The 12,259-nt window shown below is 69.6% G+C and carries 12 protein-coding genes; all 12 read left to right on the top strand.

The annotated features are described in order from the left end of the window. The first annotated feature begins 20 nt into the window (after positions 1 to 20). The 12 genes from BN13_RS02565 to pepN all read left to right on the top strand — a co-directional run bounded on the left by BN13_RS02565 (position 21) and on the right by pepN (position 12,170). On the top strand, positions 21 to 722 hold the full coding sequence (locus BN13_RS02565) for a glycoside hydrolase family protein (RefSeq protein ID WP_048544186.1): 702 nt from the start codon (positions 21 to 23) through the stop codon (positions 720 to 722). 84 nt (positions 723 to 806) lie between these two features. Then, a complete protein-coding gene (locus tag BN13_RS20140; RefSeq protein WP_235433910.1) occupies positions 807 to 1,034 on the top strand; it encodes a hypothetical protein in 228 nt (75 codons plus the stop codon). Then, positions 1,031 to 1,315: an NADH-quinone oxidoreductase subunit C gene (locus BN13_RS20135; RefSeq protein WP_235433909.1), complete on the top strand. Its 285-nt coding sequence runs from the start codon at positions 1,031 to 1,033 to the stop codon at positions 1,313 to 1,315. The genes BN13_RS20140 and BN13_RS20135 overlap by 4 nt, the downstream gene beginning before the upstream one ends. Next, positions 1,312 to 2,277, top strand: coding sequence for an NADH-quinone oxidoreductase subunit NuoH (nuoH, locus tag BN13_RS02555; protein WP_048548790.1), 966 nt, complete (start codon positions 1,312 to 1,314; stop codon positions 2,275 to 2,277). Before BN13_RS20135 ends, nuoH begins: the two co-directional genes overlap by 4 nt. 73 nt (positions 2,278 to 2,350) lie before the next feature. After that, positions 2,351 to 2,908, top strand: coding sequence for a NuoI/complex I 23 kDa subunit family protein (locus tag BN13_RS02550; RefSeq protein ID WP_235433908.1), 558 nt, complete (start codon positions 2,351 to 2,353; stop codon positions 2,906 to 2,908). Continuing rightward, a complete protein-coding gene (locus tag BN13_RS02545) occupies positions 2,905 to 3,423 on the top strand; it encodes an NADH-quinone oxidoreductase subunit J family protein (protein WP_048544184.1) in 519 nt (172 codons plus the stop codon). Before BN13_RS02550 ends, BN13_RS02545 begins: the two co-directional genes overlap by 4 nt. Continuing rightward, a complete protein-coding gene (nuoK, locus tag BN13_RS02540) occupies positions 3,420 to 3,764 on the top strand; it encodes an NADH-quinone oxidoreductase subunit NuoK (protein ID WP_048544182.1) in 345 nt (114 codons plus the stop codon). The genes BN13_RS02545 and nuoK overlap by 4 nt, the downstream gene beginning before the upstream one ends. Further along, complete coding sequence (locus BN13_RS02535) at positions 3,761 to 5,593, top strand: NADH-quinone oxidoreductase subunit 5 family protein (protein WP_048544180.1); 1,833 nt, start codon at positions 3,761 to 3,763, stop codon at positions 5,591 to 5,593. The genes nuoK and BN13_RS02535 overlap by 4 nt, the downstream gene beginning before the upstream one ends. Further along, complete coding sequence (locus BN13_RS02530) at positions 5,590 to 7,170, top strand: complex I subunit 4 family protein (protein WP_084733887.1); 1,581 nt, start codon at positions 5,590 to 5,592, stop codon at positions 7,168 to 7,170. Before BN13_RS02535 ends, BN13_RS02530 begins: the two co-directional genes overlap by 4 nt. Then, entirely contained in the window at positions 7,167 to 8,678 is a 1,512-nt protein-coding gene (locus BN13_RS02525; protein WP_048544174.1) for an NADH-quinone oxidoreductase subunit N, read from the top strand. Before BN13_RS02530 ends, BN13_RS02525 begins: the two co-directional genes overlap by 4 nt. 38 nt (positions 8,679 to 8,716) lie before the next feature. Beyond that, the gene (gene htpX, locus BN13_RS02520; RefSeq protein WP_048544172.1) at positions 8,717 to 9,583 is read left to right on the top strand and encodes a zinc metalloprotease HtpX; all 867 of its coding nucleotides are present in this window, start codon (positions 8,717 to 8,719) and stop codon (positions 9,581 to 9,583) included. Positions 9,584 to 9,695: 112 nt separating this feature from the next. After that, positions 9,696 to 12,170, top strand: coding sequence for an aminopeptidase N (gene pepN, locus BN13_RS02515; protein ID WP_084733524.1), 2,475 nt, complete (start codon positions 9,696 to 9,698; stop codon positions 12,168 to 12,170). Positions 12,171 to 12,259: the final 89 nt, after the last annotated feature.

Here is a 12,259-nt window from a genome sequence, read left to right as displayed (position 1 = left end):
TCGGCAACGCCTCGGCGATCATGGACCTGGGCAATATCCACCTCTACACGGGCGGATTCGTCCCTGGCTATCGCACCGATGCGGTGATGCGCGAGGAGCGCAAAGTGTGCGGCAACAGGCCGATGATCCTCAGCGAGACCGGGTGGCACAACGCCAACAACTCGACGGCGACGCACTACCACACGCCCGAGGACGTGGCCGGGGTGTATGCCCCGCGGCTGCTCCTGGAGTACTTCATCCGCCGCGTTCCCAAGATCGCGATCTTCGAGTTGCTGGATGAGTGGCCGGATCCCGGCCTGACCAACCATGAGGCGCATTTCGGTATGTTGCGCCACGACTTCAGCCCGAAGCCGGCGTTCGTCGCCCTCGCGAATCTGGCGGCCATCGCGCGGCGGGCGAGCGGCCCGGGCACGGCTGTTGGTCCCGGCCTCGAGATGACCGTCCTGCGTGGGCCCGCCGATCTCCGGTTCGCCCTCGTCGCCGTGCCGGGCGCGGCCTACCTTCTTTATGTATGGCGATCACTCGCCTCCATCTGGGACCCCATCAAGCGCCGCCGGGTCGACCCGGGGGTGGTGACCGCTGAGTTCCAGTGGGCCAAGCCGTGGGCGATCCGGCGGTATGTCCCGGCGAAGTCCGCGTCGGTGGCGTCCTCCTCGACATCACGACGCACCGCCGTGGCTCTGGGGGCAGATCTGCAGGTGCTGGAGTTCCGGCCTGCCTGAACGGCCGTTGTTCTGGGGCCGCTTCGTCGCTCCTTCACGGCTGTCGCCACCCGGCTGTCGGCGGCCATGACTAGGCTGCCGAATGTGATGGATGAGCGGCGCGAGGTGGAGGTCGGCGACTGGGTCGCCGCCCTGACGCAAGCGCGCGCTGCTGGCTTCACCTACTTCGATTGGCTGACCGCGGTGGACCAGAGCGACGGCGACCCGGCGGGGGTCGATGTCGTTGCGCATCTGTATGCCGCGGGCGGCCCCGGCGCCCTCGCCAGCCTCCTGGTGACGATGCGGCTGCCGGCGAGCCGCTGCCGAGCGTGACCGGGGTCTTTCGCGGGGCGGCGTGGCACGAGCGTGAGGTCGCCGAGATGTTCGGGGTCGAGGTGGTGGGGTTCGATGATGGGTCGGGGCTCGGCATACGACCGCTGCTGCTTCCAGACGGCTTCGAGGGGCATCCGCTGCGGAAGGACTTCGTGCTGACCGCCCGGGTGAGCAAGGACTGGCCGGGCGCGAAGGAGCCGGGGCAGCCGCATGGCGGTGGCCCCGGGCGCCGCAAGATGATGCCTCCCGGCGTCCCTCCGGCCGAGTGGGGGCCGCGATGAGCACGCTCGAAGTCATCCTCCGGGCGGCCGGCCTGCTTGCGGCCTTCCTGCTGCTGCCGTTGCTCGTCGGGCAGACCGAGCACAAAGTGATGGCCCACATGCAGGGGCGGCTCGGGCCGATGTATGCCGGTGGGTTCCACGGCTGGGCCCAACTCGTCGCCGACGGCGCGAAGTTCGTGCAGAAAGAAGACATCGTCCCGGCCGCGGCGGACAAGCGACTGTTCCGGCTGGCGCCGGCGCTAGCGCTCATTCCCTATCTGGTGGCGCTGGCCGCGATTCCGGTCCATCCTGGCTTCGCGGTGGCCGATCTGCCGGGCGGGGCGTTGTTCGTCCTGGCGGCGACCAGCGTCGGCATTCTCGGGACGCTAGTGGCGGGGTGGGCCAGCGCCAATAAGTACGCCCTGATCGGCGCGATGCGCTCCGCGGCGCAGCTGATCGCCTACGAATTGCCCCTGGCCCTGGCGGTGGCGTCTGTGACGCTGGCCGCTGGGACGCTGAGCCTCGGCGGCATCATCGAGGCTTGGAAGCCGTGGTGGTTGCTGTGGCAGCTGCCCGGGGCACTGGTGTTCCTGGTGGCCGCCGTTGCCGAGTTGCAACGTCCACCGTTCGACATGCCGATCGCCGACGCCGAGATTGTCTTTGGCCCCTACACCGAATACACCGGCCTGCGGTTCGCGTTCTTTCTGCTCGCCGAGTACGGCGGCATCGTCGTGATGTCGCTGCTCTTCTCGACGCTCTATCTCGGCGGCTGGCGGGGCCCGTTCGACGACCTTGCAGGCTGGGCGTGGACGCTGCTCAAGGGCTTCGTCATCGCACTGCTCCTCATCTGGATCCGCGTGTCGTGGCCACGGTTGCGCGAGGACCAACTGCAACGCTTCGCGTGGTTGACCCTGATCCCGTTGGCCCTGCTCCAACTCGCCGTCACCGCGGTCGGCGTGGTGCTGATGGGCGGGTCGTCGTGAGGGCGGCGCCCGTGAGGCCGGCACTGGGCGGAGGCGCCCACGCCGAGGCGACCAACGGGCTAGGTTGGTCGCCGTGAGCGAGCACAAGGGGGTGGTCCCGGGGCTGCTCAAGGGGTTGGCGACGACCGCGCGGACCATGACGCGGCATACGAGCACGCAGGAATATCCCGATGTCCGTCCGGAGCTCCCCCCGCGAAGCCGGGGCGTGATCGCGCTGCTGGCAGAAAACTGCACCTCCTGCATGTTGTGCGCGCGCGAGTGCCCGGACTGGTGCATCTACATCGACGCCCACAAAGAGACGATTCCGGCCGCCACCCCGGGCGGGCGCGACCGCCAGCGCAATGTGCTCGACCGGTTCGCGATCGACTACTCCCTGTGCATGTACTGCGGGATCTGCGTCGAGGTCTGCCCGTTCGACGCATTGTTCTGGTCGCCGCAGTTCGAGTATGCCGAGCTCGACATCCGCGACCTGCTTCATGAGAAGGACCGGCTCGGCGGCTGGATGGACAGCGTGCCCGCGCCCGCCGCCCTCGACTCCGGCGCCGCCGACCCAGCCGAGGTCACGGCCCAGCGCGCACCGGCCCGGCCCGCCCGCGTGATCCGCCGCTCGCCGGCCGGGGCGCCCGAGTGACCAGCCTCGACCTCGCCTTTGCTGCCGCCGGCGCCGTCACCCTGGCGGCGGCAGTGCTTGCGGTGACCACCCGCCACCTGGTCCATTCGGCGCTGTGGCTGGTCCTGAGCCTGGGGGGCCTGGCCGGTTGCTATCTCGTGCTCGGCGCCGAGTTGGTCGCGTTGGTCCAGGTGCTGGTCTATGTCGGGGCCGTGGTGGTGCTGGTGATCTTCGCGTTGATGCTCACCCGCGCGCCGATCGGGCCGAGCCCGGAGCACACCACCTCGCGCCTGCACCGTGCGCTGGCCGCATTGCTGGGCGGCGGCGTCACCGCCTTGTTGTTGGCGGTGCTCGTCCCACTGGCCGGGCGCGAGGCGGTCGCACGCACCCCGGTCGTTTCGGCGGTGATCGCGGGCGATTTGTTTGCGACGTGGGTGTGGCCGTTCGAAGCCCTGTCGTTGTTGTTGCTGCTGGCGCTCATCGGCGCGTTCAGCGTGGCCCGCCTGACGGGCGGACGCGCGCAGGGGGAGTCATGATTCACCTCCTCCTGCCGTATGCCGTGGCCGCCGCCCTCGTCGGCATCGGCACCTACGGGGTGCTCGCCCGCCGCAACGCGGTTCTGGTGCTGATCGGGATCGAGTTGATGCTCGCGGGCGCGGGTCTGTTGCTGGTGACGGCGGGCGCGGTGGGCGGTGACCGCTGGCAGGCGGGCAATGTGCTGACCCTGTTCATCATCACTATCGCTGCCGCGGAGGTTGTGCTGGCGCTCGCCGTCATCGTTGCCGTCTTCCGCCGCCGCGACAATATCGACATCTCGATCACGACTGCGCTGCCGGCCAGCGCGCCCGCAGCAGCGGAAACCGGGGACCCGCGATGACGGGTCCGATCGCCGTCGCGTGGGCGCTCCTCGTCCTCGTCGGGGGAGCGCCCCTCATTCTCGGAGCCGGCCTTGTCAGCCGACGACTCGCCTCCGGGCTGGCTCAGCTGCTGGCGCTCGTCGCGGCCGGGCTCGGCGTGGTCGCGGTGATGGGGGCGCACGGCGCTTACACCCTGCCGGTGTTACGCACCGCGCCTCCCGGCGCCTCGACCTATCTGCCCCTCTTCCCCGCGCGGCTGGCGACGACGTCGCTGGTCGCGACCATCGCGGCGACGGTGCTGCTCGTGGTGCTGGCGGTGCAGGTCTTTGCCGCGTCGTATCTCGATGACGACGATCGCCGCCCCGCCTTCCAAGCCACGGTGAGCCTCTTCGCCGGGGCGATGCTGCTGCTCGTCGTCTCCCGCGACCTCGTGCTCACCCTCGTTGGGTGGGAGGTCATGGGGTGGTGTTCCTATCTGCTCATCGGGCACTGGAGTCGCAAGGCGGCGGCGCGGCGCGCGGCATACAAGGCCTTCCTGGTGACCCGGCTCGCCGACGCTGCCTTCGTCATCGGGATCGTTGCGCTCATCGCGATCGCCGGATCGAGCGACTATGGGGCGGTTGTCCAGCACGCCGACGGCAGTCGGGCCACCGACGTGGCCATGACGGCCTTGGTCATCGGCGTGCTGGGAAAGTCAGCGCAAATCCCCTTCCAAGACTGGCTCATCGACGCCATGGAGGGCCCCACCCCGGCGTCTGCCCTGATCCATGCGGCCACCATGGTGGCCGCCGGCACGTGGGTGCTCACCCGGCTCGCGGCGGCGCTGCACTCGGCCACGGTGGCGAGTTGGGTGCTCGCCTGCGCGACGGCAGCAACGATGTCGTATGCCGCGTTCACCGCCTTCCTCCAAACCGACGTCAAGCGCATCCTCGCCTGGTCCACGATCAGTCAGGTCGGCGTGATGCTCAGCCCGCTCGCCGTTGCCGAGACGGCCGTCGACGGGCAGGGCGCGGCCGCTGGTCACTTGTTCTCGCACGCGATCTTCAAGGCGCTGCTCTTCCTCACCGTCGGCTGGCTGGCCGTGCTGGCCGGCTCGACGGCGGCCCGGGACCTGAGCGGAGTCGGGGCGACCTCGATCTTCGCCACGGCCGTCTGGGGGCTCGGGCTGGTGTCACTGGCGGGCGTCCCGTTCACGGTGGGCGGGCTCTCCAAGGAGCACGTCATCGCCGTGGCCGCGTGGACGGACGGGGACGGCCCGGGCCTGCGGCAGGGCATGGTCACCGCCGCGCTGCTCGTCACGGTGGCGATGACAGCGGCGTATGCCACGCGGGCGTTCCTCATCGTGGCCCGTCCCCGAACCGTTCCGGGCGCCGAGGCGGGGCCTGCGCCGCGCACCGGCCTCCTTGCCCGCGCCACGCTGGTGGCACTCGCGGTCGCGACTCTGGCCGGCGGCCTCGTCTTTCTCGTCAGCCCGCTCGACCCTGGCCACCTCGATCTTCCCCTGCTCGGGGTCAGCGTCGTCCTGATCGCCACGGGCGTGCTCGTCGGCCTGCGGCTGCGCCCCGACGACGCCGCGGACCCCGCACCGCTGATGACCCGGGCCAGCCGGGGCTGGGGGGCGGACGCGGCATACGTCGCGGTAGTCGCCAAGCCCGTGCTCGCGCTCGCGCGGGTCGTCGCCTATGTGGATCGCGAGATCATCGAGAGCTATGTGCGGGCGCCGGGCTGGGTCGTGAGTCTCGGCGGGCGGACGGGCGTCCGCGCCCACGCACCCGAGCGGGTGTCGACGGATCTCCTCTGGGTCGTCCTCGGCCTCCTCGTCATGGCCGGGGTGGCGCTGTGGGGATGATTCTCGCCCTGGCCATTCCGGCGGTGTTCGGGTCGCTGCTGATCCTCGGATCGCGCCGCATTCGGGCAGTAATTGCCGGCTGGATGGCACTAGCCGTGTCCGTGGCTACGCTCGCCGCCACGGTCACGACGGTCGGTGCCAGGTCCGGCCGTATCGAGATCACCGATCGTCGGATCGACGAGTGGGCTGTTGGTGCGCGCTTCGCCACGGACACGATCAGCTCGCCCTTGGCGCTTCTCACCGCTGGGATCACCCTCTTGGTGGTCGTCCACGGCATGCGACACCGCCCGCGAGGCGGCTCGGCCGGGTTGTTCTTCGGGCTCCTCCTGCTCGTGGAGTTCGGGGCCCTGGCGACCTTCTGGACGCGCGACGTGATTGGTTTCTTCATCGCCTTCGAAATCGTCCTCATCCCGATGTGGGTGCTCATCCATCGTTTCGGCGACGACCACGATCGCGCGGCGCGGCGCGCGGCGGCGCTGCGGTTCGTGCTCTATACCGCCTTTGGTTCCAGCGTCATGCTCGTCGGGATCCTTGCCCTCGTCGCCCACGCCGGGACGTCCGACATGCGACTCATCCTGGGGGCGGGCGTGCCGCGAGACGTCCAACTCTGGATTGCCGGGCTGCTCGTCCTTGGTCTCGCGGTCAAGGTGCCGCTGGTCCCGTTCCACTCCTGGCTTCCGCCCGCCCACACGATCGCCCCGACCGCCGGGTCGGTGCTGCTGGCGGCGGTGCTGCTCAAGATGGGCACCTACGGCCTGATCCGCCTGCCGCTGGCCCTGACCCCTAACGGCTTCGCGCGGCTCGGGCCTGGGCTGGCGATTCTTGGGGTGGTTGGCATCCTGTGGGGCGGGTTGATCTGTCTCGTTGAGCGTGATCTGAAACGGCTGATCGCCTATTCGTCCGTGGCGCACATGGGCTTCATCGCGCTTGCGCTCGGCACCGGCTCCGCCCTCGGTCTCCAGGCTGCGCTCATCGCCAATGTGGCGCATGGCGTGATCTCCGCGTTGCTCTTCTTCGTGGTCGGAGGCTTGAAGGAGCGGTGGGGGAGCGTCGACTTGTCCGTCGTCCGACCGGCTCTGCGCGAATCCTGGCCCGGTCTCGGCGTGGCGCTGATGGTGGGGCTCGCCGGGAGCCTCGGCCTTCCCGGTCTAGCCGGATTTTGGGGGGAGTTCCTCGCCATCACGGCCGCGTGGAATCCCACCAGTGGGGGCCCGGCGGCGGCTTTGGTCTGGTTGCAGGGCTCGGAGCAGATTGGCTGGTTCGCTTACAGCCCTCTCGAGGCGCAGTACCACGTCGATGGTGTCCAGATCTGGCTGGACGCCTTTACTCCGGATCTCATGGTGATGCGCGGTTTGGCCATTGCCGCCGCCCTCGGGGCGGTGCTGGCCGCGGCATACAGCCTGCGCGTCGCGAAGCTGATCTGGATGGGCAACGAGGCCCCGCGTGACCGGTCTGGTGACTTGTCGCCGGTCGAAGCCATCGTGACCGGGGTGCTCGTGATCGCCATCATCGTCATCGGGCTGGCGCCCTATCTCGTCTTTTCCGGCGCCTCGCTGGTCGGGGGGATGGTCCCGTGACCGCCTTACCGTCCGCCGGGTTGATCGACCTCGACTACTGGGTTCTCGCGCCGGTGCTGGCGCCGGCTCTCGGTGCCCTGCTCGTCCTCGTCGTCGATGCCATCGCGCCGCGGGCTCGTGGGCTGCACCTGCCGATCGGGCTCACCTCGCTCGGGGCCGGTCTGGGTGCCTTGCCCTATTCCGTGGCCTCCGCGACCCCGACCCGCACCCTATGCACGCCCGGCCCCGAGGGCCGATGTTTCTACGAGACCGGGCCGACCGGGCTCACCCTGCAACTGATCGCGCTCGCGGCGAGTCTGCTGGTGTTGCTCATGCTCGGTCCGGGCACGCGCCACCTCGACCGTATGCAGCGCGGCGGCGCCGCCGTGACTGTCGCCCTCGTGCTCGCGGCCACGGCCGGCGCGGCAATGGTCGTCGCGGCCCGAGACCTGCCGACCTGGCTGGTCGCCATCGAATTGGCCACCCTGCCGGCCGTGGCGCTCGTGGCCCTCAGTCGCGGCCGGGGCGCCGAGGGTGGGGCGCTCTCGCTCCTGATGGTCTCGCTGACCTCTTTCGCCCTGCTCGCGGTCGGTATCGGCCTGTGGGTGCTCGCCACGGGCGATGCGAGTTTCTCGACGGACACCCTGCGGGTCGCCTTCGACTATCCGGAGCGCCATCGCGTGCTCCTCCTCGCCATCCTGTTCCTGGTCGCCGGCCTGGGCTTCAAGCTGTCCGCGGTGCCGTTCCACACGTGGACGCCGCAGGCCTTCGTCGTCGCGGACGAGCCGATCGCCGCCTACCTCGCGACGGTGTCCAAGGCCGCCGCCGTCGGCGCGGCGATTGTCGTGCTCGGCCCCTTGGTCTCGTTAACCGCCATGGGCCGCGACGACGCCGACTCGATCCGCCTGGTCGTCGGTGTGCTGGCCGCCGCCTCGATGACCCTGGGCAATGTTTTGGCCCTGCGCATGGACGACCCCCTCCGCCTCCTCGCGTGGTCGACCATCGCGCAAGCCGGGTGGGTCCTCGCGCCGCTCGCCATGCTCACGCCATCGGCCGTGAGCGCCTCGGTCGCCTACCTACTCGTCTACGTCCTCGGCTCCCTCGCCGTGTTCGGGGTGACGGCCGCCGTCCACCCGCGCGCCGAGGGGGCGGGCGGACGCTCGCTCGCGGCATACCTCGGATTGGCGCGGCGCAGTCCCCTGCTGGCCGTCGTGCTCGGACTCGGCCTGCTCGCCCTGGCGGGGCTGCCGCCGGCCGTTGTCGGCGTTGTAGCCAAGATCGCCGCGATCGGTCCGGTCGTGGCGACGGGCCAGTGGTGGCTGGTCGCGGTCCTCGTGGTCAATATCGTGCTCGGGATCGCGGTCTACCTCCGGTGGCTGTTGTATGCCGTGCGCCCGGCCCCTGCCGACGCGCCGACGACGCGGGGGGAGCGTCTCGACCCGGGACTTCTCATCGCCCTCCTGGTCATCTCGGCCGCCCTCATCCTGTTGTCGCTCCTGCCCGGCCTCGGCCTTGGCCTGGCGCGCTGACGGGAACGAAATTCCCCTGCGACGGCGTTGGAGCGCATATGCACAACCACTTCAACGGTCTGAAGACCGCTGGACTCTTCGGCCTCATCTGGGCGCTGCTGCTGGGGATGGGGTCGCTCGTCGGCAGTGGCCGCTACATCTACCTCTTCGCGCTGTTCGGCCTCGGGATGACGTTCTACTCCTACTGGAACTCCGACAAGCTCGCGATCCGCGCCATGCGCGCCTATCCCGTCAGCGAGGCCCAAGCACCGGCGATGTATCGCATTGTCCGCGAGCTCTCGACCGCCGCCGGGAAGCCGATGCCGGCGCTCTACATCTCCCCGACGGCGGCCCCCAATGCCTTTGCGACCGGCCGCAATCCGAGCCACGCGGCCGTTTGTTGCACCGAGGGCATCCTGCAACTCCTGGACGAGCGCGAGTTGCGCGGCGTCCTCGGGCACGAGTTGATGCACGTCTACAACCGCGACATCCTTACCGGCTCCGTGGCGGCGGCCGTCGCCGGTGTTATCACGTCCATTGCGCAGATGGCGATGTTCTTCGGCGGTGGCAATGACGAGGACCGGCCCAACCCGATCGCGCTGATCGGGATGGCGCTGCTGGCCCCGTTCGCGGCCATGGTGATCCAGATGGCGATCAGCCGCACGCGGGAGTATGACGCGGACGAAGACGGCTCGAAGCTCACCGGCGACCCGCTCGCGCTCGCGTCGGCGCTGCGCAAGTTGGAGATGGGCACCCGGCGTGCGCCGCTCGCCCCGACCCCGCAGGTCGTCAACGCCTCGCACATGATGATCGCCAACCCGTTCCGCGCGCAGGACGTCTCCCGCTTCTTCGCCACCCACCCCCCGATGGGTGACCGGATCGCGCGCCTGGAGGCGATGGCGGGCGGGGCCCAGATCCGCCGCTGACCTCGACGCTGACCTCGGGGCTGGCCTCGGCTCGCGCACATTCGGTTCCTGGGCCGCGAAAAGGTTTGTCTCGGGCCGCCCACGCGAGCCATGAGCACGGCAGGATGGCCGCGTGCCAGCCAGCTTGACCAGGACCGAGGCGCGGGCACGGGCCCGGGCGATCACCGTCGACGCGATGGAGGTGAGCCTCGACCTTCGCGGCGACGATCGCACCTTTGCCTCGCGCACCACCATCCGCTTCACCGCGACCGAGGATTCGACCTTTGTGGACTTGCGACCGCGCACGCTGCACCGCATCGCCCTCGATGGCACGGAGCTCGACGTCGCCGCCTTGGCCGACGGTCGGTTCCCGTTGACCGGCCTCGGCGGGACGCACGTCCTCGACGTCGAGGCGACGATGGCGTTCAGCACGGATGGCCAGGGTCTGCATCGCAGCGTCGACCCCGCCGACGACGAGGTCTATATCTACGGGCACATGTTCCTCGATGCGGCCCCCACGGTCTTCGCCTGCTTCGACCAGCCCGACCTCAAAGCGCCCTACACCGTCCGAGTCGAGGCCCCGCCCACCTGGCGGGTCCTCGGGAACGGTGCCGCGCGGCATACCGGAGAAGGGGTGTGGGAACTCGCCACGACCGCCCCGCTGGCGACCTATTTCGTCACCATCTGCGCCGGGCCGTGGGTGAGCGTCGAGACCGAGTACGACGGCATACCACTCGGCATCCACGCGCGTGCGTCCCTGGAGGCGGCCCTGCACGCCCAGGCCGAGCAGATCCTCACCGTGACGCGGCAATCATTCGACTACTACCACCGACTGTTTGGCATTCGGTATCCGTTCGGGGAGTATCACCAGGTTTTCGCGCCGGAGTTCAACGCGGGCGCGATGGAGAACCCCGGCTGCGTGACGATCCGCGACATCTATCTGTTCCGGGGTGCCGCGACCAATGACGAGATCCTGACCCGCAGCAACACCATCGCCCACGAGATGGCACACATGTGGTTCGGCGACCTCGTGACGATGCGTTGGTGGGATGACTTGTGGCTCAACGAATCTTTCGCCGAATACATGGCGCATCGCACGTGCGTCGAGGCGACCGAGTTCACCGAGGCCTGGGTCGATTCGACGATGGCGCGCAAGCTGTGGGGGCACGCGGCCGAGCGGGCGCCATCGCGTCACCCGGTGGCCGGATCGGCGGCGCCCACCGCCCAGGCGGCGCTCAACAACTTCGACGGCATCGCCTACGCCAAGGGCAGCGCCGTCCTGCGGCAACTGATCACCTTCATCGGCGATGACGCCTTCGTCGCCGGTGTCCGCGAGTACCTGACCTCGCTCGCCTTCGGCAATGGGGAGCTCGCCGACTTTCTGGCGGCGATGGGGCGCGCGAGTGGGCGTGACCTGAGCGAGTGGAGTCGGGTCTGGTTGGAGACGGAGGGGCTGGACGACCTGAGTGCCTTCCAGGCGACGGGTCGGGTGGCCCGCTCGACGCCGGACTATGTGCCGCGGGTGCGCCGTCCCCATACCTTTGATATCGCCGGATTCACCAGTGGCACAGAGGTTTTCCGAGTCCGCGGGACCCTGACGAAAGCGACGCAACGCTGGCCGGAGCTCCTCGACGCGGCGCGCGCCGACATCGTCTTGCCCAATGCCTCGGACCTGACGTGGGCAGTGAGCAGCCTGGATGGGGAGACGCTCGCCAACCTCCCCCACGGGCTCGCCTCGATCCCGGACGTGCAGGCGCGCGCCATCGCCTGGCTCGCCCTCCTCGACGGCATGTATGCCGCACGCATCGACCCGCGGGACGTCCTCACCTGCGTCGGGCGAGCATGGCCGGTCGAGAGCAACGAGTCGATCCTGAACCGCGTCAGCGCTCAGGTGATCGGACGCATCCTGCCGGTCTTCCTGCCGCCGGGTGAGGTTGGTGGGGCCCGGGCCGAGGTGGCGGCCGCGGCCGCCGAACTCCTGCGCGGGGCCCCCACGCAAGGGGGCCGGTTGATCGCGGCGCGCCTGTTCGTCCAAACCGTCGACGACGTGGCGTTGCTGCGCGCGTGGCTGAGCGGGGAGGCGCTGCCTGAGGCGCTCGCCGACGACTCCGACTTCCGGTGGTACGTCGTGCGCGCCTTGGCCGCCCTCGGGGCGATGGACGCCGAGGAGATCGAGTACTTCCAGCGCGTCGACGACAGCCTGGCCGGTCAGCAGAGCGCGTTGTCCGCGCTGGCGATGCGCCCGACCGCCGAAGCCAAGGCGTGGGCCTGGCGCGAGTTGACGGAGAATCGCGACCGGTCCAATTACGACTTGAATGCGATCGCCAGCGCGTTTTGGACCACGCCTGATCTGGACCTCGTCCGGCCGTATGCTTCCCGCTACTTCACCGACATCCCCGCCCTCGCGTCGTGGCTGGGCGAGGACGCGCTCGGGAATGTGGCGGCCCTCGCCTACCCGCTGCGGCTGGTCGAACCGGAAACCCTCGACCTCTGCCGGGCGCTGCTGTCGCGCACCGACCTCTCGCCCGCCGTCGCCCGTTCCGTGGTGGACGCCCAATCCAAGCTGGCCGAGGCCCTGGCCTCCCGCGCGGCCTTCCCTTCGCCGTAATCCCCGGGGTGCCCCCACCGAGGGTCGGCGCCGGGGCCTAGGAACTTCTGCTAGCACAAGTTAGTCAACTGTGGACACCTTGCAAGGTG

This window comes from Nostocoides jenkinsii Ben 74 (assembly GCF_001046875.1).
GTDB lineage: Bacteria > Actinomycetota > Actinomycetes > Actinomycetales > Dermatophilaceae > Nostocoides_A > Nostocoides_A jenkinsii.
Note: the sequence above shows the minus strand (reverse complement) of the source record. Positions and strands in the feature narration are given on the sequence as shown.